Here is a 23878-nt window from a genome sequence, read left to right on the forward strand (position 1 = left end):
TGGGTTAGAGCATCCTGAATCACTTTGAATCATTATTTAATGCGTGAAGCAAGATTTTGTAAAAAGAAGGCTATATTTGTTTTATTTTCCCATAAAGGGGTATAGGATAAATGGACCTCCGCTGCAGATCGATCTGCATAGATAGTCGTGCGGCTTTTAGATTAAAAGTTTGCAAAGATTGTCGAATGTATAGAAATAGAAATTTTGTTTATTTATGATAGTTGGAGTGTCCGCCATTATCTGGCAAGAGCATACATAATTCAGGAGGTTTTTAAGAAAATGAGCGATATGGATCAGCGTAATTCAAGATCAGAGTCCGCGGCTGCAGTGGAAACAGCTCCGGTAAGACAGCCGGGAAAATTTCCGCTGAAATGGGTCATAGCAGGAATTGTTGCATTCTTAGTTATTGGAGGAACTGCAGCATATGCGCTGTTTGGAAATTTATCACCGAAGCAGCAGTATCTGCTTTATGAAATCAAAACGTTTCAAAAAGCGGCGGAAGATTTTGAAGAGCAAAATGGAGAGCTGACGGAGTTTCAGGAAAAAATAGCAGAACAGGCATCCAGCACTAATACAAAAGTTTCTATGGGCTTAGAAACAGATGGAGTGGTCCCTCCGGATTTTGAAATGTTTATGGACCTTTTGAACGAAGCAGCGGTTACAGCCGTGACAGAGCAGGATCCAAAGAATAATACGAGCTTCACGGAAGCGGGCATTGAGGTTGGCGGAGAAAGCCTGCTGGATATGGAAGTCTACCAGTCTCCTAAAATGGTGGCTGCGAAGGTTCCGGATATCTACGATAAATACTTTTATCTGAATGCAGATGAGTATGGACAATTTATGCGGCAGCTTGATCCAATGTACGACGGTCCGGAAGAACTCAGCTTTAAGCCGCTGTCGATAGAGGATTTAGAGCTCACAGAGGAAGAAGAAAAGCATGTGCAGGATACATATGCGGATTTCTTGAACAAGGAACTGAAGGATGAGTTTTTTACGAAAAAAGACAACGTTTCCTATGAACATAACGGAGAAAAAATCAATGTCACACAGCTGACAATGAAGATGAATGAAAAAGAGACAAAAGCTTTCATAAACAATGTACTGGATCAACTGATCAAGGATGAAAAGCTGCAGGACATTATTGCCAAGCGTGCGGTGAAGGTTGCGAATTCAGGAGCAAGCCAAATGGATATGCTGAATCCTGAAACCGTGAAAGACGATATTAAAGAGGGCCTTAAGGATGCAAAAACAGAATTTAAGGATGCAAAAATTCCTGAAGGTGTTACTTCTGTATTAATGGTTAAAGACCAGCTGGTAATTGACCGTGAAATGAAAATATCTGCCGGGTCATCGGATGAAGCCGATACCATTGCCATCCACACAATGGATTTTTCATATGACAATGGAAACAAGCAGGATCAAGAATTTAAAGTGGAAATCATCCCTGGAGACGGCTCCGAAGCAGCAGAAATTCTTGTGACGAATAAAATTGCGCGGAAAGATAAGAGCCGCACAGAAGACTTGAAAGCAGAACTCATCAGCAAAATGGAAGATGCTGAAGAGGCCGTCAGCTTTACGATGAAATCAGAATTTGAAGGCGAAAATCCTGCCAAACAGAAGATCACCCGTGATTTTTCTCTTGGAACGGAAGGCGAGTCCACAGGCAGCCCGGTAGCTGTTGAGGGAACCATTGTCCAAAACCAGGATGTAAGCGTGAAAGACAAGTATAATAACCAGCTGTTTGAAATTGAACTCAGCGGCGGTGACGACATGGCTCAAGGCACTATATCCCTGAAAATCGATACGAAAACAAAATTAAAAGAAAAAGCAGATATTCCAAAAGTAAGCACAGGGGATGAAGTGAACGTTAACAACATTACTCCTGAGCAAATGTCTGATATTCAAATGAAAGCCGGCGCTAAACTGCAGGACATTCTACTGCAGCTTGGGGTAATTTAATATTGGAATGAGGCCTTTCATCTATTTGATGGTTTTCACTTTGAAAAGCGTCTTAAAAAAATGGAAAACTCTTATTCTCTTATTCGCTATTCCGCTCATCCTTATGGGCGGAATGGCTTTTATTGCGGCGAAGGCGTTCACGGACAGGGAACGCCTTGAGCCATTTCAGGCAGCCATAGTGGATCAGGACCGAACGTTTCAGACCGAGTATGTAATCAAACAGCTTACGGATAGTGAAGAAATTACAGCCATTGTTAAACCGGTTATTACAGATGAAAAACGGGCAAGAACTCTCCTGAAAGAAAATAAAATTGCGGGCATGGTGATCCTCCCCAAGGATTTCAGCCAGACCATCCTGTCCGGAGAAAATGTTCCGCTTACGGTAACAGGCAATGAAAAGAAGCCTCTTCAGGCCTATCTATTCAGGCAGGTAATGGAGAGCGCAGCAGACTATACTTCAGCGGCGCAGAGCGGCATCAATACCGTCTACGATGTAATGTCTGAAGCTGGCCTCTCACCTGAAGACCGGAAAACCGAATACAAAAGAGATCTGCTGAACTTTTCCCTTCATGCCCTTGGCAGGAATGAAGTGTTTGAAATGACAGAAGAGAACAGCTTGTTCCTGCAGAACGTGTTTCATTATTACGGTGTGTCGATTTTTGTGCTGCTTTTGATGGTGTGGGCCTATCAAATCCTTCTCTTTATGAGAGGCCAGCTCACCCCTGGTATAAGAACAAGGCTGCTTCTTTACCGGATGGACGGGTGGAAAATCCATCTTGCAGAATGGGCAGCAGCTGTTGTATTCCTCCTGCCTCTTCTTGCAGGCGGACTGTACGCCTTTAAAGAAGCGGACATATGGGGCGGGGAAGAGATCGCGAAGACAGCTGGAGGAATGATTCTCCTCCTCGCACTTTTCACGGCGCTATTTGCTTCCTTGTCCGCTTTGCTGCGAAGTGACCGCCTTTTCCAGGTGGTCTCAGCCCTCCTTATTTCAGCCGGAAGCGTTATGGGAGGCCATTTTATTCCTGCCTTTTATCTTCCCTCCTGGCTGGAAGCGTGGCAGGCGTGGATCCTCAATACTCACGTGCTTGATGCGGCGTTTTCCATCATTGCAGGGGAGCAGGCGGACCTTGGCAGACTTTCTGCTCTTCTCATTGCCCTGCTTGTCCTCATGTGTGCAGGTGCAGCGATAAGTCAAAAGAGAGAAGGTGCATGAAAATGATGCGGTTTGCACTAACACAGCGGCTTAAACAGCCTATTTTATTATTGATCGTGCTTCTTCTGCCTGCAGCTGCGCTGGCTGGATGGGCTTATCTGGGGGAAAGAACAGCAAAAGAGGTTAAAATCCCGGTAGCCATCGCAGATCTTGATCAGTCGGATTTCTCCAAAACGCTAATAGAGAGGCTCAAAAAACAGGAACGGCTCTCTATTATTCCAGCTTCAGAGGAATCTGCCAAAACGATGCTGCTGAGGGAAGAAGCGGATACCGTATTTATTATAAAAGAGGGCTTTAAGGAGTCTATTATGGAAGGCGACCGGGAAGGAATCATTGAAATGCGCGTGTCTCCTCTGTCGGTCGCCTCAGGTGTGGTCAGGGAAATAGCTTCGAGCGAAGTAATCCGGTTTACCTCTAACGCTAAAGCAGCGGAACGGGCCGAAAAGATTGCAGATAAATACGCGGGAGACTATCTGTTCCCGGAAAATGTCGGTGAAAAAGCCTATGAGAGGGCAGATGAGCAATGGGAGCCCAAGCCGCTAATGACCATCCGCTATGAAGCTGCAGGAGGAAAAGAAGAAAGCTCTGCGGAATCTCCCTCAGGATTGCTGCAGTCTCCCTTGCAGGTTTGGACAGTTCTTACCCTGGTCTTATGTATGTTCACCACTGATTGGGTAGTAAAAGAAAAGGACGTGCTGTACAAAAGAATACAGACGCTTCCAGCCGGTCTGAACGGGTATGTAGTGAACACACTCAGCTCCTTTTGGGTCCTGCACTTCCTCCAGGCGGGAATCAGCTGGCTAATCATGCGCACGCTTGCTCCCGGCATGCCGGCACATATCCTGATTCCGATGGCGGGGTTCATTACACTTGCCATGTGCATCAGTCTGTTTGCCGCTTCTCTCTCCGCCTATCCGGGGATCTACTACGCAACCGGATCCGTTTGGATATTCATCCTGTGTCTGGCCGGCGGGCGGATTATTCCGGCAGGTGAAATCATAGGGCAGCTTGAGCAGCTGGAAGCCTGGATGCCTCAAGCCCCTCTCTATAACTGGGAGATCAGCAGCGGCTTAGCCTGGCTGAAGATGGGTGCCTATGCTGCACTCAGCAGTCTGTTAGCCTTTCTTTCCATCTCCAGACTAAGGAGTGCATCGTGATGATTGATATCCAAAATGTTTCAAAATCCTATGGCAAAAAACAGCCGCTCAAAGAGATTGCCCTCAGCATCCCAAAGGGCGAGGTGTTCGGTCTTCTGGGCCGAAATGGAGCCGGGAAGTCTACCCTGCTTTCCATTCTGGCAACCATTGCTGCTCCTGATTCCGGGACAGCGTATATTAACGGCATGGACAGCTGGAAGAAAAAGAGGAAGGTCCGGCAAGCTATTGGCTACATCCCGCAGGATATCGCTCTGTGGGAGCAGCATACCGTCAAAGAGAATATGATTACCTTCAGCAGGCTCTCCGGTGCAAAGGCCTCCACAGAGCAGCTGAAAAAGCTCTGTGAGGAGGTCCAGCTGGAAGGACACTGGAACGAGAAAGTAAGGAAGCTCTCCGGCGGCATGAAAAGAAAGCTCAATATTGCTGCCGCCCTCATCCACGATCCGGATGTTCTGCTGATGGATGAACCGACAGTTGGAATCGATCTCCAATCAAAGCTTGAAATCAACCGGCTCGTTAAGACGCTGGCAGATAGAGGAAAGACCATTGTATATACGACCCATGACTTAAACGAGATCATGACCCTCTTTGACCGGATCGGGGTATTAAGCAGCGGAACCTTCTCCTTTATAGGAAATGCCAAGTCAGCGGAAGAAGAATTCTCGGACGATGGTTCTGGTGATGAATGGATATACCGTCTGCTGAATACATGAAAGGATTATGATCCTGGCTGGCTGGTTTTACGGAATACAGCACCAGTATCATGGATTTGCTGCTGTATCGGAGCAGAGAACAGACAGCACACTGCAAGCCCGTTTTACATAAGGAACGGCGGAGCAGGTGGTGGAGCTTTAGTCGGCAGTGAAAGTGAGAACGTGCGCCTCGCTTTACCGAAGTGCGGAATGATTTCGTACCAAGGGACTGCAGTGAACGGTAAACCCCTTTCGAACCGTATGGATCGGGGATCGGGGATTTGGCATATGCTTCTGGTTACTAGAAATGAGTAACACAGAATGTCAATTGTTGTCGAAAAGTCTTTATATTAGGAATACGGACAATAAAAACGATAGTACGGACAATAAAGCAATAGTACGGACAAAAAAATGATAATACGGACAATAAAAGCAATAATACGGACAATAAAGCTATCGCATACAAAGTTAAAGCGGCCCGAATTACAATAAAAGCGGCTGTAAGCACTATAAAAAACAGTCGTAACGCCTATATAAGCCGATTGATCGAAAAAAACCGGTCAAATCATTGTCGTATACGTAAAAAGTGATCCTTGTTGTACACTCACTCTTCGTTTCACAAAAAAATCCTCCCGCTGATGGAGGATTTTTCCTTATACTCTATTCATTTTTCCAATTCAGCCATTCCTGTGATTCTAGAATTTGCAGGAATTTTGTAAGTCTTGGGAGAACCGGTTCTGCATTCTCTCCAAAATGGGCGCTCATCCGGCTGGCGAGATCATCCACCGTTGCTTCCTCTCCCATTTCGGAAAGGATAAACGTACCGTACTCGTCCATTTGGATGGTGCGGACGGCCGGCTGTTTCAGAAAGCGGACGGAGAATCGTTCGACGGCGTTTGTCCGCTGTACAAGAAGAATTCCTTTTCCATTTTCTTTTCTTTCAAACGAAACATGGTCTGCAAGAAGAGGAACCAGCTCAAGCAGGTTCCTCTCTTTTTTGCGTTTAAACACCTTTTTTGCTTCCTTTGAACGAGATAAACCAGAGCAATACGGCCAGGAGCATAAATAAGATAAATGGCAGAAGATTGCTTGGGAATAACGCGTTTTCCGGAATGTTCACTTCAAAGTAAAGGAGAACCGCAATGACTACGCCGATCAGAGCCTCACCTGCAATCAGACCGGATGCAAAGAGTGTTCCTCGGTCTGTCCGTTCTTTAATTGCTTCCTTCGTCTTAGAGAAAACTTCAACGAAGTAGCGGACAAATCCGCCGATCATAATCGGAGTACTGATATGAACTGGCAGGTAGATACCTACAGCTACAACAAGAGAGTTTAAACCAAAGAATTCAAGCGTCACAGCAATCGCTGCTCCGATAAAGATCAAGTCCCAAGGGAGATCTCCGCCGAGAACACCTTCTGCAAGAATTTTCATCAGAGCTGCTTTTGGAGCAGGAAGCTCCGCAGATCCCATTGTATAAGCATTATCCATAAGAATCAGGATGAAGCCGACAAGAGAGCCGGAAGCAACAACCCCGATCATCATGGCGACTTGCTGTTTCCAAGGAGTCCCTCCAACAATGTAGCCTGTCTTCAAATCCTGTGAAATGTCGCCGGCTACAGCCAGCGCTGTACACACAATCGCTGCTACAAGAAGGGCGGCCACCATTCCGTCCATTCCTGAGAAGCCTGTTGCTTTATAAACGACCGTAACGATTAAGAGGGTAGCAATTGTCATTCCTGATACAGGAGAGGATGAGCTTCCTACAACCCCGACAATGCGTGACGCGACGGATACGAATAAAAATCCGAAGATTGCAATGGCAAGAGCACCGATAATTCCGATGTCTGTAACCGGAACAAAAGCAATAATCAAAACGATCGCAAGAATCCCAAGAAGCACATATTTCATTGGAATATCCTGCTCTGTACGGATTGGGGCTGCCTTCATAGCTCCTTTGTTATCACGTACACCTCTAAACGTAGCAAATGCGGAGCTGAAAAGGGTAGGAAGTGATTTAGCCAGGGTAATCAGCCCGGCAACCGCAACCGCTCCGGCGCCAATGTAGCGGATGTAGCCTTCCCAGATACCCCAGGCATCAAGCTCGCTGATTGGAGCCTCAGCCGGAAATACTGCAGCCGCAGAACCGCTTCCGAAGAACCCGATAGCCGGGATAAGAACGATCCAGGCCAGAAGTCCTCCGCCAAGCATTTGACCTGCAACTCTGGGACCGATAATGTAGCCGACACCAAGGAGCGCTGGAAGGGTATCAATCCCGACAACCGCGTTTTTAAAATTCGAGATCCCTGTTTCTACTTCTGTTTTAAATAATTTAAATCCATCACCGAGAGCTTTGAACCCTCCCCCGATTAATAGACCGATTCCGATCAGTTTGGCACTGTTTCCGCCTTTTTCTCCGGATTTCAATACCTCTGCACAAGCCGTGCCTTCCGGATAGGGCAAGATCTCATGCTCTTTAACGATTAAAAGCTGACGAAGAGGAACCATCATAAATACACCAAGGAAACCCCCGGTAAGAACGACGAATATAATCAGCCCCTGGCTGACATTCACATCCCAGAGGAACAATGCAGGAAGTGTAAATACAGCTCCAGCTCCGACTGCTTCCCCGGCTGTGGTCATCGTTTGAACAATATTGTTTTCCAAAATCGAATTCCTTCTAAATAAACCTCGCAAAATGGCCATCGAAATAACAGCAGCCGGAATGGACGCGGATACCGTCAAACCGATGCGGAGACCAAGGTACGCATTCGCTGCACCGAATACAATGGCAAGGATAATTCCTAGTGCAATTGCGGTTACGGTGAGCTCTGGCAGTGATTTAGACGAAGGAATATAAGGAACAAACTTATCACGTTGTTTTGAATCATCTGACAATTTACTCGCCACCTATAGTTATAGTAAAAAAACATTTATTATCATAACACTTTTTCTCTCCTAAGAAAACCCCCTTCATGCAGGGATAAAAAGAACGACGTGGAAGTATTTTATAGAAATCGCTTACATTCCAAACTGGGTTTCAGCTGCAGAATCCTATTCTGAGGGGAGACGGATGACAATGGTTTACCAAACTCAAAATGCATTTCGCTACACAGAAGAAGATGCTGGAAAAACGGAGCTTTTTCCAAGCTGGCGTGCCGATATGCGGAAGGTGAAAAATGAAGAAAAAGACCGCTTTTATAACGCTGGAACTGTCTCAGACTGGTCCAGCCTGACGTGGAAACAAGCAGGACGGCCCTATGAAGTAAAGACGATTTCCAAATCAAAGCGGACTTACGAAGAAGCACACGGGGAAATGTCTGTGAAAACCTCATGGGAATACTTTAACCGCTCTTTTCATGAATGGTTTGTGAAGGATGTGCCAGGAGAACTGAACGCGAGCAAGAAACAGCTATGGCATCATCTTGCCCGTTTTCAGCTGAAAGATGTAAGAGGTGCACTTGGGGAAACCATCCGTCTTTCACTTTGGAATTATGCTCACCGGATTGAAGACGGAATCTGGGATCCCCGGGGCAAAAGGGCGCTGTTTGAAGGGCTGGATGTAGTCAGGCCAAGAATCCTCTTTCTCGGAGCGGCGGAAGGATACGAAGCCATGCAGCTGTATGCCATGTATCCGGGGGGAGAGGTGGTCATGGCGGATTACGATGAATTTTGTAAAACAGACCGTTTTGGCCATTTCCCCGATACGTATCCGTTTCTCGGAACAAATCCCGCCACTGGAAACGTAAAGGTTTGGTATAAAGACCAGATGAACATCACCTATGTAGTTAAGGACATTCGAAACCTGGAATTTGGAAAGGAATTCGACATTGTATTAAGTGTGGGATTGCTTGAGCATTTTCCGGATGATCTCAAGCAGGAAGCGATGGATTGGCACAGGAAATTTTTAAAGCCCGGCGGATACGTGATTATGACCACTCCGAGATGCCAGATAAAGTCAAAGCTCTTTTATACGATTATGGCAGATGTAATGAATCATACGTACCGGGAGCTTATGGATATTAGACAGATGGGCCTGTATGTATATGAGGGAGGGTTTGATATCCTGAGGCACGGGTTTATCAAAGTGCATAACGGCATTGTGGCGCGGCCGAGATAATTCCTTAAGGATAAATATCCAATTGTCTAACGATCCGCAGGATGAGAGAACAGAAGAATATGGTAAACTGGAAAGGGAAGTTTTGCATAAGAAAGGAAGATGAATATGTTTGGAAAAGTAGCCTCCGATATGCTTGGCTTAAGTGATATCGGGAGTGTCATTAAGCCCGCCGATTACGACAAAGTAGACGCTGATGATTATATCCTCCATGAGGAAAATGAACGCATCTTTTTTCTGATTAAATCAAAAGCGGATGAGTATTGCTTTACAAACCGTGCACTCGTCCATCTGGACGGGGCAAGTGCAGCCAGCAAGAAGAGAACGCTGCGCCGTATGGAGTACCGTTCAAATAAGATAAGCGAGGTCTTTCTCGAAACAGCGGGAACGGTAGACCTCGATGTCGAAATTAAGTTTAAAATGGGGAATACTGCGTACTCTATTGATGTACATAAAAAACATCTGGAAGAGCTTAAGGGTTTATATAAAGCTCTCATTAAAATTGCTGAGATCAATAAAGAAAGCCACCAAGCCCTTGAATATGCGAAGCAAAGTCTGCAAATGGCTTCCGCTACCCTTGGAAACATGAGAAGCACCGAGGGCAGTCTTTCAGAAGAATTTAAGAAAGTGAATCAAACCGCCTTCAGCTGGCTGATGGATACGAAAAAGCAGTACAGCATTAAAGACTTTGGATATGTTTTTGAAAAATATATCAACAATTTATGACAGCGGCCTGCTCCCATGGATGGGAGCCGGTTTTTTTGAAGGGAGTGTTGTAAAACCCCCTTAACCTAAGGAAAAAAAGGACTGACACAAGGCCAGTCCCATTCGTCTTATGGACAACGGTGATTTTATAGTGCTGGCGGCCGTTTCTCCTGTGTTTTTAGTTCGGTTCGCCGGTTTTACAGGATGTACAGGACGAGTGCCTCCGTCCCCCGTCACGGTAAAGGATCGAGGGACAGAGGCAGACATCGCTTCTTCCTTCTCCCCCAACGGTTCTGATGCTATGGGGACAGAGGGGAATCAGCAGACATAATTGGGGTCGGAGGCAGCCTCCGACCCCGTTTTTCAGCCTATTCAGGGACAGAGATGAGACCTTGTAAGCCCTTGTGCCGCAAAGCTCTTGCGAAATGGTGCCAGAGGTTTAATGCTTTAGCAGAGCGGGGGTCGGAGGCAAGCATCGCCTGCCAGCATACAGAAGCAAGGCAACCTCCATCAAACCCTATTCGGAGGCAAGCATCGCCTGCCAGCATACAGAAGCAAGGCAACCTCCATCAAACCCCATTCGGAGGCAAGCATCGCCCGCCATCATACAGAAGCAAGGCAACCTCCATCAAACCCTATTCGGAGGCAAGCATCGCCTGCCAGCATACAGAAGCAAGGCAATCTCCATCAAACCCCATTCGTAGGCAAGCATCGCCCGCCGGTATACGGAAGCAAGGCAACCTCCATCAAACCCCATTCGGAGGCAAGCATCGCCCGCCATCATACAGAAGCAAGGCAATCTCCATCAAACCCTATTCGGAGGCAAGCATCGCCTGCCAGCATACAGAAGCAAGGCAATCTCCATCAAACCCCATTCGGAGGCAAGCATCGCCCGCCGGTATACGGGAGCAAGGCAATGCCCGCCCAACACCGCTCGGAGGGTCTTGCATCGGAAACAAGACGAAATCTCCAAGCACCAGCGGTCAGAAGCTTCCAGCTATTGCTGTCTTCTCCCCGCTTCCGTTTCTGCCTCGAGTTCATGAATCTCCTCGGATGTAAACGGGCGGGAGCGGCTTAAAAATCTTACTCCCTCCGCGCCTTCCAGGGAGAACATTCCGCCGCGCCCATCCGTTACGTCAATGATGAGCTGTGTATGCTTCCAATACTCATATTGCTTTTTATGAATATAGAAGGGTGATCCGCCTATTTGTCCAAGAAGGAGGTCCTGGCTGCCGATCAGAAGATCCCCTTCCGGATAGCACATGGGAGAGCTTCCATCGCAGCAGCCTCCTGATTGATGGAATAGAATGGGTCCGTGCCTGGTTTGAAGTGTCTCGATTAAAGCTAAGGCGGATTCTGTCGCGGTTACGCGTTCGGCCATTCTTAAGCACCTCCCTTCTGTTTTTAAAAGAATCCGAGTTTGTTTGTGCTGTAGCTTACGAGCAGATTTTTAACTTGCTGATAATGGCTAAGCATCATTTTATGGTTTTCACGGCCGATACCGGACATTTTATAGCCGCCAAAGGCAGCATGTGCCGGGTATTGATGATAGCAGTTTGTCCATACCCGTCCTGCTTCGATGGATCGTCCAAATTGGAAAGCGGTGTTCATATCGCGTGTCCATAAGCCGGCTCCAAGACCGTATAAACTGTCGTTAGCGAGAGCGAGTGCCTCTTCCGGATGTTTGAAGGAAGTAACGGAAAGCACAGGTCCGAAAATTTCTTCCTGAAAGATGCGCATGTTGTTTTTTCCTTCAAAGATTGTCGGCTGTACGTAATATCCGTCAGCAAGGTCTCCATCCAGCCGGTTTCGTTCACCGCCAGTCAGGCATTTTGCTCCTTCTGATTTCCCGATTTCAAGATAGGATAGAATCTTTTCCATCTGTTCGGAAGAAGCCTGAGCTCCCATCATGACACTCGGGTCAAGGGGGTTCCCTGTTTTGATGGCTTTGACCCGTTCGATGGCGCGTTCCATAAACGGTTCATAAATGGATTCCTGAACGAGTGCGCGGGAAGGACACGTACAGACTTCACCCTGATTTAAAGCGAACATGACGAATCCTTCAACCGCCTTGTCCAGAAATTCATCGTCCTCCCGCATGACATCCTCGAAAAACAGATTCGGAGACTTTCCTCCCAGCTCAAGGGTCACCGGAATAATATTTTGGGAGGCATATTGCATGATCAGACGGCCGGTTGTTGTTTCGCCGGTAAAGGCTACTTTGTTGATTCTTGGATTGGAGGCAAGCGGTTTTCCGGCCTCCACTCCGTATCCATTCACAACGTTTAACACCCCTTCAGGGATTAAATCTCCAATCAGATCCAGTAAGAACATGAGTGAGGCAGGAGTTTGTTCAGCGGGCTTTAGGACAATGGTGTTTCCTGCAGCAAGAGCGGGAGCGATTTTCCAGGCGGCCATAAGGATCGGGAAGTTCCAGGGGATGATTTGTCCGACTACACCGAGCGGTTCGTAGAAATGGTAGGCTACTGTATCATGGTCAATTTGCGCAATGCTTCCTTCCTGAGCCCGGATAACGGAAGCGAAGTAGCGGAAGTGGTCTACAGCGAGCGGTATGTCCGCATTCAGCGTCTCTCTGACTGCTTTACCATTCTCCCAGGTCTCAGCAACAGCAAGTTTTTCGAGGTTTTCTTCCATGCGGTCTGCAATCCTGTTTAAGATGAGAGACCGCTCGGTAACGGAGGTTTTCCCCCATGAATCCTTTGCTTTATGGGCAGCGTCGAGGGCAAGCTCGATGTCTTCTTCTGTGGATCTGGCAATCTGGCAAAATACTTTTCCTGTAACAGGTGTAGCATTTTCAAAATACTCTCCCTTAACCGGAGGCTCCCATCTTCCCCCGATAAAATTGTCATAACGGTCTTTAAATTGAATAATGGAGCCTTCCGAGTTTGGAAATTTGTACATGCTTCATTCTCCTCCCGTTTATGTAGTCCATTGATTGCAATCGCTTACAATCTAATTTTAGAGAAACACTTTAAGTGAAAATTGTCAATTATTTGACTTTTGAGTGTTGGGGGTAAAAAATGCTGTTTTTTTAAGCGCGTGAAGGCTTCCTGAAAAATAGTTCGAATGTAAGGGCTTACTTGAAATTTAATCATTTACATCCATATTCCAGCTCGTTATAATCTGGATTGTTGAACAATTTTGAACGACAATTTTTGTGAAAAGGAGGTCTCCGAATGAGTCCTAAAATCCTATCATTTTTAAAAATAAATATTGGGTTGATCCTCGTCGCGGTTAACATCCACTTTTTCCTGTCTCCTAATGACCTTGCAGCGGGAGGGACGGGAGGTCTTTCCATCGTCATTCATGACTTCCTTCCGCTTCCGGTAGGGCAGATTATGCTCATGCTGGACTCTGTGCTTTTTCTGATCGGCTTTTTTATCATTGGATCTGCATTCGGGGCCGTTTCTTTATATTCAAGTGTCATGCTGAGCCTTCTTGTATGGGGCTTCAGCATTTTCCTCCCAATGGAGCGTCCGATGAGCGACGATATCTTGATCGAGCTGATTATCGGGATGATTATCGGATCCTTCGGGAGCGCACTCGTATTTAGCCAGCAGGCGTCAACAGGCGGAACGGATATCGTCGCGAGAATAATTAATAAATTCACCCATATGGAAATGGGGCGGGCCGTTTTGCTTGCCGATATCCTGATCGTCCTGTCATCAGCGGGGGTTTTCGGTATTCAAACAGGAATGTATGCTTTTTTCGGCTTGCTTATTAAAGGATTCCTGATTGATTACTCCATGCAAATGATGAATGAAAACAAAGAGATTGTCATTATCAGTGGCGAGAGTGACAAGATTAAACAGTTTATCCTTCTGGAGCTGAATAAAGGAGCCACTGTCCACATCGCTAAAGGAGCCTTCTCGAATGATGAAAAAGAAGTCATAACGACAATTTTGGCTAGAAGAGAGTTTCACCGCCTTAAAGTATATATTCAGTCAGTGGATGAAGACGCTTTTGTTACCATCCATAATATGAATGAGATTATGGGGCGCAACTTTAAATCATTTGCCTGATTTTCCCTTGCACCTTTAACCCAAAGCCATTTTCGTTTATGATAGGAGTTCAGTTAATGGACGGGTATAAGATGAAAATCACGGCTGAAGGGTGAGGGACGTGGAAAAACAGACAACGGAACAAAGGGTTTACATGCATTTAAAAGAAGCACTTCTGGGGAGAAAGATTGCTCCTGGCACACAGCTTGTCGAGCAAACGATATCCGAAAAACTGAAGGTCAGCCGGACGCCAATCAGGCTCGCTTTTAAAAAGCTTGAGTCAGAAGGGCTTATTGAGATTGTTCCGAATAAAGGATCCTATGTCGTTCAGCCATCGAAAGAAGAGATTTTGTCTTTTTTCGATATGAGACGAGAATTTGAGCATCTTGCAGTCCGTTATGGATTGGACAGAATGGAAGAAGAAGATTTTGGAAAGCTGAACAGCCTGCTGAAAAAAGAGCAGGAAGCATACAAAAATAAAGATTTAAAGGGCTATGTGAATGTAAACAAAGAGTTTCATTTGTATCTTGCGAGAAAAAGCGGCAATAAATTTTTAATCCGCTATATGGAGCAGCTCTTAAACCAAAATAATGTGTATTTATTTTTATTTGATGTCTTTTATCAAGTGGAGACCGGGCATAATGCCAGGGCGGAAGAGCATAACCGCATGGTCGAGGCAATGAGAGAAAAGAACGCCGAAGATCTCCATCAGCTGATCGACCTGCACATGAAAAGAAGCATCAATGATCTGCGGCTCAGTGATGAAGGGTTTCAATCCTTATCGGAAATTTTGTCTGCGGAAGATTAAAAAGATCAGCATTGGCTGGTCTTTTTTTTTCGAGAAGAAGGAAAGGGGTCTGCTGAAAAAGAAAACCAGTGAAGGAAAAGCAAAAAATGACAGGAGGAACGGTTTTCAGCCTGTTATAGTGGACCAGGAAAGGAGATGCGGGGATGGAAGCCTTGATTCATATGAATAAGAGCCTCGATTATATAGAGCGGCATTTAGATGATGAAATTACGATGGAGAAAGCTGCAGCGATTGCCTGTATGTCAAAGTTTCATTTCCAGCGAATGTTTTTGATGGTCACGGGTGTGACGCCTGGGGATTATGTCAGAAAGCGAAGGTTGACGATAGCGGCTCAGGAGCTGGCAAATTCAAACGTGAAAATCATCGATGTTGCCCTGAAATATGGATATGAGACCCCTGAATCCTTTTCAAAAGCCTTTAAAAAGGCGCACGGGATGAGCCCTTCAGAGGTGCGAAAAGCTGAGTGCGTCCTTAAAGCGTACCCCCGTATTTCTTTTCAAATTCAGCTGAAAGGAGCAAAAGCAATGAATTACCGGTTCATAGAAAAGGAAGCTTTTCCTGTAGTCGGCAAAGCCATTAAACTATCTACTGCAAAAAGTGCCCAGCAAGGTGAAATAAGTAAGTTTTGGCAGGAGGCCAATCAGACGAACGGCCTTAATGAACAGCTTGAGCCTCTGACCGGATCAATGGGCTTTCTCGGAATCTGCATGGATTTTAACCAGGAACAGGAGACAATGAGCTATATGATCGCTGCTGAAAAACCTGAAGGATTTCGTAACAGCGGCCTGGAAGAGCGCATAATCCCTCCCCGGAAGTGGACGGTGTTTGAATCCAATGGGCCGATGCCTCATGCCATTCAGGAGGTGTGGGGAAGAATATTCGGAGAATGGTTTCCTTCCACCGGGTATGAGCTTGCGGAAGGGCCCGAGCTGGAAGTGTATCCTGCAGGTGACCCATATTCAGATGATTACAGATGCGAAGTCTGGATTCCGATCATTAAAAAATAATGGCTGTTTACATGGAGTAAAAGTTGGGAAACGTATAGATAATAAGGAGGGATCCACATGGGTAAATTAATTAGAAAACTGATGAAATGGGCCCCCGTTATCTATCCGATTGCAAAAAAAATGATGAATAAACGAAAAAGAAGCGCTCGCTAAGAACGCTTCTTTTTTGTTTCATGTGAAACATTTTCAGTAAGCGGGTCTGAATATTGGGATGCTCTTCCAGGGAATTCAGCGTGTGCACGGCTTATTTTTCTCCATCCTCCGGAACTCCCTTTGAAGCAATCCGGTGCTGTCCCGTGAGCTTTCCACCCTTCAGCCGCATGGGCCTGGCAACCGTCCAGCCGCATTGAGACTGCCTCAACAGCTCAAAAGCCCGGAAGCGGTCGAGTACATTCTTTAAAAAGAAAGAGGCCATTTTTTAAACTCCTAAGCTGTGTCCCCCTGCTGGGTCAGAAAGCCTTCATGATTAAAATGCGCCCTCCTTTTTTACAATGGCAAAGCAGCAGCTGATCAAAACGCTCTCACAAATACCCTGAAACAGGGAATAGAAATCTTCTTTATGCAAATAGTAAGAAAAACCGGGCGGGAGGACATCCATTGGTACAGCATAATATTAATTTAACTACTCCTGAAATATCAGCCTTGTGGACGGCCTACATGCAGGAGACGGCATCATCCTGTTTATTAAAGCACTTTCTTATTCACATGGAAGATGAGGAAATAAAACCGATTGTCGAGGAAGCCTATGGCCTCTCCACCTCCATAAGCAGCTGGATAAAAGAAAAGTTTGAGTCGGAAAACTTTCCGGTCCCCTTTGGATTTGGAGAAGCGGATTTAGATGAGGACGCTCCGCCGCTGTTTACAGACTTATACGCACTCAGCTACGTTTACCGTGTCAGCCAGCTGGGACTGATGGGATATTCCTATTCGTTCATCACTGTTGGACGGCGTGACGTGCTCGAATTTTTTATGCAAACGAAAGAAGGAGCAGGAAACATATACAAAAAAGCGGTCGATTTAATGTTCTCAAAGGGAATTTATGACCGCCCGCCGAAAATACCTTACCCAGCTCATCCAAAGATTGTCCAAAAGGACTCTTTTTTAAACGGCTGGATAAACGAACGGGGACTCAATGCCATTGAGTTAGGGGAAGCCTTCTTTATTATTGAGCGAAACTATATCGGAATGATTCATTTATTGGGATTGATTCAAACGTGCAAAGACCATGATGTGAAGCAATTTTTCATCAAAGGAAAAAAGCTTGCGCAGAAACAAATCGATACCTTTAACGAGCTGTTGAAAAAAGATGGGCATTTAGGGACCCTGCCCGTTACACTGGAAGTGACAGACTCAGCCATCGGCCCTTTTTCGGATAAGCTCAATATGTTTATGATCACGACTTCTACTTCAACGGCTATCTGGCTTCTCGGAAGGTCTCTGTCCGCTTCCATGAGACGGGATGTTGGGGCCCATTATATGCTTCTGATGAAGGATATTCTGCTGTATGTAGAAGAAGGTGCAAAGCTGATGATTGATAGAGGATGGCTCGAGCAGCCGCCCCAGGCAGACCGGGCGGAGTAACCGGGCACCTATCCCCTTTTCCAACGGCTGAAAAACAGCATCTTGGAAATCCAGTTTTTTCAAGTATAATAAAGATAAAAATGATCGATATTATGCGATGGAAAAGGTGAGCGTGCTGCAGCGGTTTAAAGAAAGCTTTTTTGACAATCATTTATTGCTGGTACTGATGCTGATTATGTGCTCAAGCTTCGTAGCCATTTACAGTGCCCAGAATCATGGACAATACACGGAAAACTTTTTGATGAAACAAATGCTTTGGTTTGCTGTTGGTGCAATCATTATGGCAATCGTTCTAGCTTTTGATTTTGAACAAATTGAACGGCTCACTCCTTTTCTTTACGGATTCGGCATCCTCTTGCTCGTATTATTGCTGCTGGCCCCGGAAAGCATAGCCAAGCCGGTGAATGGAGCTAAAGCCTGGTTTCAGTTTCCGGGCATCGGCTCCATCCAGCCATCTGAGTACATGAAGATTTTTCTCATCCTGATGCTTTCCTATATGACGAAAAAACACAGTGAAACGTACGGGATGGGAAGGATTTCAGACGACCTTAAATATCTGGTGAAAGCAGGTTTGCTTTCAGGAATGCCAATTGTCTTGATCCTGCTGCAAAATGACTTCGGCACATCGCTCGTCATCCTGGTTATAACCGGTACCGTAATTTTTGTTTCGGGAATCAATTGGAGAATTATCGGCGTTGTGATAACAGCAGTTGTCTCAACTGTAGCAGCATTAGTGATTTTGTTTATATACAAAATTGAATGGCTGCTTCTTATCGCCGGAAAATACCAGATTGATAGAATCTATGCCTGGCTGGATCCTGAAAGATACGGTTCAGGTATAAGCTACCAGTTAAAGCAGTCTATAACGGCAATCGGATCCGGCACGATTTCAGGAAAAGGCTTTGGCAATGCGGAAGTTTACATTCCGGAAGCCCACTCTGACTTTATTTTTACAATGATCGGGGAGGAGTTTGGCTTCTTTGGGGCTTGTGTCATCGTCTGCCTGTACTTCATTCTCATCTATCGGATTGTTATTATTGGTTTTGGCCAAATGAGGAATATGTTCGAGTTGTTTATATGCGTCGGAATGATCGGTTTATTTATGTTTCATGTTTTCCAAAACATAGGGATGGTCATCGGTCTTCTTCCGATTACAGGAATTCCGCTGCCATTAATGAGCTATGGAGGAAGTTCGGTTTTAGCCACAATGTTTGGCCTCGGGCTCGTGCTGAATGTGTCTTTTCATAAGAGACACTCCATGTTTTCGGGAGATAAATAACGAAGAAGTCATTTCCTTTTTAAAGGGAATGGCTTCTTTTTCCATGTTGGGGGACTGTTTGAAAACGAAAAAATGATTATTAGTTTATTCTTTTCCTCCTTTTCCGGGCTTACGGTTAAAATAAGAATCGGTCGATCATGATAACATTATTTCCTTCCTGCTGCTGTTCGTAATCAATTAGCAGTCATTTATCAAAATACATGCGAAAAGACTTAGAGTGGTTGTCGCTTTTTGTAAGAATAAAGTGATAAAAAGGCTTACGAAACTACTAGACGAAAGAGAATCTATTATGTAAAATATTTTCAGAATATTAATTTAATTTAAACTATTCTAACCGGTTTTCGTTTGCTTAAAAAGCTGCTCATTAAAGTGGCAGGCAAATCTCCTGAAACGCCGGCAAAAAAGGAAAGGAAGCGTTTCTTGTATTCATACCAAGTATAACGGGGGGCCATACTGATGAAAAAGAAAAAATTAACGGGTATTTTTCTATCACTATCATTATTTGCGGGGATACTGGCAGGATGCGGAGCTCAAACAGGCGGATCAGGCGGCGATACCATTAAAATCGGAGCGAATCTGGAGCTTTCAGGCGGTGTTGCTTCTTATGGGCAATCCGTTTCAGAAGGACTTGAACTCGCGATTGAAGAGATAAATAAAGAGGGCATTGACGGGAAAAAGCTGGAGCTGGTTAAAGTGGATAATAAATCAGAAGCAGCTGAAGCAACGGCTGGAGCGTTGAAGCTGGTCAGCCAGGATAAGGTGGCCGCTGTTGTGGGGGCCGCTACAAGCACAAATACATTGGCCCAGGTTGAAATTCTTGCGAAGAATAAAGTTCCTCTCATCACACCTACAGGAACAAATCCTGCGATTACCAGCAAAGATGGAAAAGTGAACGAATTTGCATTTAGAACTTGCTTTATTGATCCTTTTCAGGGAACAGTGGCTGCGAACTTCGCTGCAGAGGATCTGAATGCGAAAACAGCGGCCGTTTACGTGGACTCATCCAGTGACTATTCCAAAGGGCTGGCTGCGGCCTTCAAGGAAGCATTTACCGAAGCTGGCGGAAAGGTAGCGATTGAGGAAGCGTATATCGCTAAGGATACAGACTTCAGTGCGACCTTGACGAGAATCAAATCGGCGAAGCCGGACTTTGTTTTTCTGCCTGGATACTATGAGGAAGTGGGATTGATCATCAAACAGGGACGCGAGCTCGGCATTGACGTTCCATTTATGGGAGGAGACGGCTGGGATTCTCCGAAGCTTGCAGAAATTGCGGGTGCGGATGCCCTGAATAATACATTCATTACCAATCATTACTCCTCCGGTGACCCGGATGAAAAAATCCAAAAGTTCGTAGAGGCGTTTAAAGCAAAATATAAGGATAAGTCACCGGATGCCTTTGCCGCTCTAGGCTACGATACAGCCTATTATTTAGCAGATGCAATTAAACGTGCAGAAAGCTCGGAGCCTGCAAAAATCCAGGAAGCTCTTAAAGAAACAAAGGATCTGGAGCTCATATCCGGGAATTTGACGCTGGACAGCAACCATGATCCTGTAAAATCAGCATCCATCCTGGAATACAAGAACGGGGAGCAGGAGTTTAAAACAAAGGTGGACCCGGAATAACGGGAACCGTGCGGGAAAGGGGGGCTTTCCCCCTTTCTTTTTTCCTCCTTGAATTGAAACGACTAAAATATGAGGCAAGATAAGGAGAGTTAGCGATGGAATTTGTCCAGCAGCTGATCAACGGCATATCGCTTGGAAGTATTTACGCATTGATTGCCTTGGGTTACACGATGGTTTACGGAATTGTTAAACTGATTAACTTCGCACACGGCGATGTGTTCATGGTTGGTGCTTTTGTAGGGTTTTATTCGATTACCGTCCTGAAGCTTCCCTTCCTGCCCGCCTTGCTGCTTGCGATGACGGTCTGTGCCCTGTTTGGAATGATGATTGAAAGAATTGCGTATAAACCTCTCCGCAATGCTACGAGAATCGCAGCATTAATCACAGCAATCGGTGTCTCTCTATTTATTGAATACGGAATGATCTATGTACGCGGCGCACAGCCGGAAGCCTATCCCGGAACGGTCCTTCCAAAAGAAACCATTGAATTATTTGGGCTGAATATCAGCTCGCAATCATTATTTATTTTAGGCATTTCCGTTTTCCTGATGATTCTGCTGCAGTTTATTGTTCACCGCACGAAAATTGGAAAAGCGATGCGGGCTGTATCGCATGATGCGGAGGCGGCAAAGCTCATGGGCATCAATGTGGATAATACAATCTCCGCAACCTTTGCGATTGGCTCCGCCTTAGCTGGGGCAGCGGGTGTTATTTTTGGAGTATATTACATAAAAATTGAACCGCTTATGGGCATCATCCCCGGACTCAAGGCATTTGTAGCCGCTGTCCTAGGCGGAATCGGAATCATTCCCGGGGCAATGGTCGGAGGTCTTGTCCTTGGCGTCGTTGAATCCTTAGTCAGTGCCCTCGGTTTCTCATTATGGCGTGACGGGGTAGCATTCATTGTCCTGATCCTTATTCTCATTTTCCGTCCATCCGGGCTCTTCGGGAAAAATATGAGAGAGAAAGTGTAGGGATGGCTATGGCTAAGCAAAAACACACGATAGGTTTCTGGCTGTCTATTGGAAGCGCACTTGCAGGCTTTGTTCTTTTTCAATTTCTTATTTCCGGGGGAATATTAAATCCGTTCTATGTAAATGCCCTCTTCACCATCGCCATTAATATCATGCTTGCTGTAAGTCTGCACCTTATCATTGGAATTACAGGGCAGTTCTCAATTGGGCATGCGGGCTTCCTCGCAGTAGGGGCATATGCCTCTGCGATTTTCACCATGAACCTCCAGCTGCCGTTTGGCTTGGCGCTGCTTGCCGGCGGACTTGCTGCGGCGGCTGCGGGGCTCGTTATCGGCATCCCAACCCTGCGTCTTAAAGGAGATTATCTTGCCATCGCCACATTGGGATTTGGGGAAATTGTTCGAATTATGCTTCTTAATATTGACTACGTAGGTGGAGCAAGCGGGATGCAGGTCTCGAATCTTGCAACGTGGCCTTGGATCTTCGGCTGTTTGCTTGCTGCCATCCTGGTAATACGCAATTTCACAAATTCCACTCATGGGAGAGCATGCATTTCCATCCGGGAAGATGAAACGGCAGCTGACGCAATGGGGATCAATACGACATACTACAAAGTAATGGCTTTTGTGATCGGAGCGTTTTTCGCGGGAGTGGCAGGAAGCCTGTTTGCGCACAACTTTTACATTATCCAGCCCTCGAACTTCGGTTTTCTCAAGTCATTTGATATTTTGATATTCGTAGTGCTGGGCGGATTGGGGAGCATGTCAGGAGCTGTCATTGCTGCGATTCTGCTGACAATTGTCTCAACCTTTCTTCAGGATTATCCGGAAACCAGAATGATTATCTACAGCCTGGTGCTGATTGTGATGATGCTGTACCGTCCACAAGGACTGATGGGCACTAAGGAAATCACATCCTTCTTTAAAACCAAACGATCGTCTCAAGGAGGCCGCTCAAATGACAACCGCCAAACCCCTGCTTAAAGTGGATTCCGTCAGCATTCAATTTGGAGGGCTGAAGGCCGTTTCAAACGTGAATCTTGAGCTAAAGGAAGGAGAGCTGGCAGGACTGATCGGGCCGAACGGTGCCGGGAAAACAACCTTTTTTAATCTGCTGACAGGTGTTTACGCCCCAACGGAAGGATCCATTTCGTTAAACGGAGAGATACTGAAAAACCTGCCGCCCTATAAGATTACCCAAAAAGGAATCAGCCGTACGTTCCAAAACATCCGGCTCTTCGGAGAGCTGTCCGTAATTGATAATGTTAAGGTCGCTTACCACTCGCTGTCTAAGCATACGATCGCCGAAACAATCTTCAGGCTGCCGAGGCATTTCAGAGGAGAGCAGGACATGGAAGAAAAAGCTCTTGCGTTTCTTAAAATTTTCAACCTGGAAGGGTATCGTGATGATAAAGCAAAAAACCTTCCGTACGGCCAGCAGCGGAGACTTGAAATTGCCAGGGCCCTCGCCGCCCATCCAAAGCTTCTCCTCCTCGATGAACCTGCCGCAGGCATGAACCCGCAGGAAACGAGAGATTTAATGGAACTCATCCGCTTTATTCGCAAGGAGTTCAATCTGACAGTGCTTTTGATTGAGCATGACATGCCCCTTGTGATGGGGGTTTGCGAGCGGATCTATGTGCTCGACCATGGGCAGATGATTGCATCCGGAAGTCCGGAGGATGTACGAAACAATCCGAAAGTCATCGAGGCTTATCTGGGTGAGGAGGTTTCATAATGCTGAAGGTAGAAGGCATCAACGTATATTACGGCCACATTCAAGCCCTCAAGGAAGTCTCACTGGAAATTAAACAGGGAGAAATCGTAACCCTGATCGGAGCAAATGGTGCCGGAAAAAGCACCCTCCTTAAAACCATCTCAGGTTTGCTGAAGCCGAAAAAAGGATCCATCCAGTTTGAAAACAAAAACATTCAGGGGAAAGCTGCCCAAACCATTGTCAAGCAGGGAATTTCCCATGTACCAGAAGGCCGGCGCATCTTTGCCAACATGTCTGTCGAAGAAAACCTGGAGCTCGGTGCTTATCTCCGAAAAGATAAAAAAGGCATCAAAGACGATTTTGACCTGGTATACGACCTGTTCCCGCGGCTGCAGGAACGGATCAAGCAGCAGGCGGGAACGCTGTCAGGCGGGGAGCAGCAGATGCTTGCAATGGGCAGAGCCCTGATGGCAAGACCGAGGCTTCTCCTCCTTGATGAACCATCAATGGGGCTTGCTCCCTTGCTCGTCAAAACCATCTTCCGTATTATCGAGGAAATCAATAAAGGCGGCACAACCATTCTGCTGGTCGAGCAAAATGCCCACATGGCTCTATCTGTAGCACACATGGCCTATGTACTTGAAACAGGACGTGTCGTCATTTCCGGTCATCCCGATGAACTGAATTCAAGCGAGCAGGTGAAGATGGCGTATCTGGGAGGGCATTAGGCGGCAGGGATGGTGTTTGTTTGGTGGGATGGAGATGTTTTTAATAGTGCCGACCTGTGCTCAGGCTTACTTAAGTGGGGCGGTGCCGGAGCTTAGTGCAGCAGCGGTGCCGGAGCTTTAGTGCTTTAAAGCAGGCGGTAGCAGAGACGTACAGCTATCAGGCCTTGTGCGTCAAGGCTTCACGCACCCGGTGCCAGAGCTTTAGTGCGGCAGCGAAAGTGGGGCCAGGCACGGTGCCTGGCCCCTGCTGCTCTAAAGCAGAGCGGGACAGAGGCTTGACGGCTCAAAGCGTT

Annotated in this window: 21 protein-coding genes; 16 read left to right on the forward strand and 5 right to left on the reverse strand. The window is 46.2% G+C overall.

What is annotated here, in order from left to right; genetic code table 11:
- The first annotated feature begins 279 nt into the window (after positions 1-279).
- From ACQCVE_RS04960 to ACQCVE_RS04975, 4 genes are read left to right on the forward strand one after another with little or no spacing between them, the layout of a single operon-like run.
- Positions 280-1959 carry a hypothetical protein gene (locus ACQCVE_RS04960; protein WP_426861908.1) on the forward strand — a complete coding sequence of 560 codons (1680 nt, stop codon included), beginning with the start codon at positions 280-282 and terminating at the stop codon, positions 1957-1959.
- Positions 1960-1999: 40 nt separating this feature from the next.
- The gene (locus ACQCVE_RS04965) at positions 2000-3175 is read left to right on the forward strand and encodes an ABC transporter permease (protein WP_426861910.1); all 1176 of its coding nucleotides are present in this window, start codon (positions 2000-2002) and stop codon (positions 3173-3175) included.
- Positions 3172-4332, forward strand: coding sequence for an ABC transporter permease (locus ACQCVE_RS04970; RefSeq protein ID WP_426843200.1), 1161 nt, complete (start codon positions 3172-3174; stop codon positions 4330-4332). Before ACQCVE_RS04965 ends, ACQCVE_RS04970 begins: the two co-directional genes overlap by 4 nt.
- Complete coding sequence (locus ACQCVE_RS04975) at positions 4332-5045, forward strand: ABC transporter ATP-binding protein (protein ID WP_426861912.1); 714 nt, start codon at positions 4332-4334, stop codon at positions 5043-5045. The genes ACQCVE_RS04970 and ACQCVE_RS04975 overlap by 1 nt, the downstream gene beginning before the upstream one ends.
- A 639-nt stretch (positions 5046-5684) precedes the next feature.
- On the opposite strand, the gene ACQCVE_RS04980 is transcribed toward ACQCVE_RS04975, so the two are convergent.
- Positions 5685-6035: a PqqD family protein gene (locus ACQCVE_RS04980; protein ID WP_426843197.1), complete on the reverse strand. Its 351-nt coding sequence runs from the start codon at positions 6033-6035 to the stop codon at positions 5685-5687.
- Positions 6028-7920: an OPT family oligopeptide transporter gene (locus ACQCVE_RS04985; RefSeq protein ID WP_426861914.1), complete on the reverse strand. Its 1893-nt coding sequence runs from the start codon at positions 7918-7920 to the stop codon at positions 6028-6030. The genes ACQCVE_RS04980 and ACQCVE_RS04985 overlap by 8 nt, the downstream gene beginning before the upstream one ends.
- A gap of 181 nt (positions 7921-8101) precedes the next feature.
- Between ACQCVE_RS04985 and ACQCVE_RS04990 the strand changes: the two genes are divergently transcribed.
- Entirely contained in the window at positions 8102-9142 is a 1041-nt protein-coding gene (locus tag ACQCVE_RS04990; RefSeq protein ID WP_426861916.1) for a class I SAM-dependent methyltransferase, read from the forward strand.
- A 105-nt stretch (positions 9143-9247) separates the two neighbouring features.
- Positions 9248-9865 (forward strand): PH domain-containing protein, encoded by a 618-nt coding sequence (locus ACQCVE_RS04995; RefSeq protein WP_426861918.1) that lies wholly within the window; start codon positions 9248-9250, stop codon positions 9863-9865.
- A 976-nt stretch (positions 9866-10841) separates the two neighbouring features.
- On the opposite strand, the gene ACQCVE_RS05000 is transcribed toward ACQCVE_RS04995, so the two are convergent.
- Together ACQCVE_RS05000 and exaC are read right to left on the reverse strand one after the other, a co-directional pair.
- Complete coding sequence (locus tag ACQCVE_RS05000) at positions 10842-11225, reverse strand: DUF779 domain-containing protein (protein WP_426861920.1); 384 nt, start codon at positions 11223-11225, stop codon at positions 10842-10844.
- Positions 11226-11248: 23 nt separating this feature from the next.
- Positions 11249-12766, reverse strand: a complete 1518-nt coding sequence (exaC, locus tag ACQCVE_RS05005) for an acetaldehyde dehydrogenase ExaC (protein WP_426843192.1) — start codon at positions 12764-12766, stop codon at positions 11249-11251.
- 275 nt (positions 12767-13041) lie between these two features.
- Here exaC and ACQCVE_RS05010 point away from each other — a divergent pair, with 275 nt between their 5' ends.
- From ACQCVE_RS05010 to ACQCVE_RS05020, 3 genes are all read left to right on the forward strand, one after another.
- On the forward strand, positions 13042-13887 hold the full coding sequence (locus ACQCVE_RS05010) for a YitT family protein (protein WP_426843191.1): 846 nt from the start codon (positions 13042-13044) through the stop codon (positions 13885-13887).
- Between the two features lie 100 nt (positions 13888-13987).
- Positions 13988-14674 carry a GntR family transcriptional regulator gene (locus ACQCVE_RS05015; RefSeq protein ID WP_426843190.1) on the forward strand — a complete coding sequence of 229 codons (687 nt, stop codon included), beginning with the start codon at positions 13988-13990 and terminating at the stop codon, positions 14672-14674.
- 143 nt (positions 14675-14817) lie between these two features.
- Positions 14818-15681 (forward strand): AraC family transcriptional regulator, encoded by an 864-nt coding sequence (locus tag ACQCVE_RS05020; RefSeq protein ID WP_426843189.1) that lies wholly within the window; start codon positions 14818-14820, stop codon positions 15679-15681.
- 244 nt (positions 15682-15925) lie between these two features.
- Here ACQCVE_RS05020 and ACQCVE_RS05025 read toward each other — a convergent pair whose 3' ends face one another.
- A complete protein-coding gene (locus ACQCVE_RS05025) occupies positions 15926-16096 on the reverse strand; it encodes a hypothetical protein (protein WP_426843188.1) in 171 nt (56 codons plus the stop codon).
- 182 nt (positions 16097-16278) lie between these two features.
- On the opposite strand from ACQCVE_RS05025, the gene ACQCVE_RS05030 reads away from it, so the two are divergent.
- From ACQCVE_RS05030 to ACQCVE_RS05060, 7 genes are all read left to right on the forward strand, one after another.
- Positions 16279-17262, forward strand: coding sequence for a DUF3231 family protein (locus ACQCVE_RS05030; RefSeq protein WP_426843187.1), 984 nt, complete (start codon positions 16279-16281; stop codon positions 17260-17262).
- A 97-nt stretch (positions 17263-17359) separates the two neighbouring features.
- Positions 17360-18541, forward strand: coding sequence for an FtsW/RodA/SpoVE family cell cycle protein (locus tag ACQCVE_RS05035; RefSeq protein WP_426843186.1), 1182 nt, complete (start codon positions 17360-17362; stop codon positions 18539-18541).
- A gap of 456 nt (positions 18542-18997) precedes the next feature.
- On the forward strand, positions 18998-20167 hold the full coding sequence (locus tag ACQCVE_RS05040) for an ABC transporter substrate-binding protein (RefSeq protein ID WP_426843185.1): 1170 nt from the start codon (positions 18998-19000) through the stop codon (positions 20165-20167).
- A gap of 95 nt (positions 20168-20262) precedes the next feature.
- The gene (locus tag ACQCVE_RS05045) at positions 20263-21141 is read left to right on the forward strand and encodes a branched-chain amino acid ABC transporter permease (protein ID WP_426843184.1); all 879 of its coding nucleotides are present in this window, start codon (positions 20263-20265) and stop codon (positions 21139-21141) included.
- A gap of 8 nt (positions 21142-21149) precedes the next feature.
- Entirely contained in the window at positions 21150-22124 is a 975-nt protein-coding gene (locus tag ACQCVE_RS05050) for a branched-chain amino acid ABC transporter permease (protein WP_426843183.1), read from the forward strand.
- The gene (locus ACQCVE_RS05055) at positions 22099-22878 is read left to right on the forward strand and encodes an ABC transporter ATP-binding protein (protein ID WP_426843182.1); all 780 of its coding nucleotides are present in this window, start codon (positions 22099-22101) and stop codon (positions 22876-22878) included. Before ACQCVE_RS05050 ends, ACQCVE_RS05055 begins: the two co-directional genes overlap by 26 nt.
- Positions 22878-23585 carry an ABC transporter ATP-binding protein gene (locus tag ACQCVE_RS05060; protein WP_426843181.1) on the forward strand — a complete coding sequence of 236 codons (708 nt, stop codon included), beginning with the start codon at positions 22878-22880 and terminating at the stop codon, positions 23583-23585. Before ACQCVE_RS05055 ends, ACQCVE_RS05060 begins: the two co-directional genes overlap by 1 nt.
- The last annotated feature ends 293 nt before the right edge of the window (positions 23586-23878 follow it).

Source organism: Metabacillus sp. 113a (genome assembly GCF_050107635.1).
Lineage (GTDB): Bacteria > Bacillota > Bacilli > Bacillales > Bacillaceae > Metabacillus_B.

Bases quoted from the DNA above. Each gene is read 5' to 3' on its own strand.
- ACQCVE_RS05045 (WP_426843184.1), top strand. From the start codon at position 20,263: ATGGAATTTGTCCAGCAGCTGATCAACGGCATATCGCTTGGAAGTATT.
- ACQCVE_RS05010 (WP_426843191.1), top strand. From the start codon at position 13,042: ATGAGTCCTAAAATCCTATCATTTTTAAAAATAAATATTGGGTTGATC.
- ACQCVE_RS04960 (WP_426861908.1), top strand. From the start codon at position 280: ATGAGCGATATGGATCAGCGTAATTCAAGATCAGAGTCCGCGGCTGCA.
- ACQCVE_RS04995 (WP_426861918.1), top strand. From the start codon at position 9,248: ATGTTTGGAAAAGTAGCCTCCGATATGCTTGGCTTAAGTGATATCGGG.
- ACQCVE_RS04975 (WP_426861912.1), top strand. From the start codon at position 4,332: ATGATTGATATCCAAAATGTTTCAAAATCCTATGGCAAAAAACAGCCG.
- exaC (WP_426843192.1), bottom strand. From the start codon at position 12,766: ATGTACAAATTTCCAAACTCGGAAGGCTCCATTATTCAATTTAAAGAC.
- ACQCVE_RS05035 (WP_426843186.1), top strand. From the start codon at position 17,360: ATGGAAAAGGTGAGCGTGCTGCAGCGGTTTAAAGAAAGCTTTTTTGAC.
- ACQCVE_RS05040 (WP_426843185.1), top strand. From the start codon at position 18,998: ATGAAAAAGAAAAAATTAACGGGTATTTTTCTATCACTATCATTATTT.
- ACQCVE_RS05060 (WP_426843181.1), top strand. From the start codon at position 22,878: ATGCTGAAGGTAGAAGGCATCAACGTATATTACGGCCACATTCAAGCC.
- ACQCVE_RS05000 (WP_426861920.1), bottom strand. From the start codon at position 11,225: ATGGCCGAACGCGTAACCGCGACAGAATCCGCCTTAGCTTTAATCGAG.
- ACQCVE_RS04970 (WP_426843200.1), top strand. From the start codon at position 3,172: ATGAAAATGATGCGGTTTGCACTAACACAGCGGCTTAAACAGCCTATT.
- ACQCVE_RS05055 (WP_426843182.1), top strand. From the start codon at position 22,099: ATGACAACCGCCAAACCCCTGCTTAAAGTGGATTCCGTCAGCATTCAA.
- ACQCVE_RS05025 (WP_426843188.1), bottom strand. From the start codon at position 16,096: ATGGCCTCTTTCTTTTTAAAGAATGTACTCGACCGCTTCCGGGCTTTT.
- ACQCVE_RS05020 (WP_426843189.1), top strand. From the start codon at position 14,818: ATGGAAGCCTTGATTCATATGAATAAGAGCCTCGATTATATAGAGCGG.
- ACQCVE_RS04990 (WP_426861916.1), top strand. From the start codon at position 8,102: ATGGTTTACCAAACTCAAAATGCATTTCGCTACACAGAAGAAGATGCT.
- ACQCVE_RS05050 (WP_426843183.1), top strand. From the start codon at position 21,150: ATGGCTAAGCAAAAACACACGATAGGTTTCTGGCTGTCTATTGGAAGC.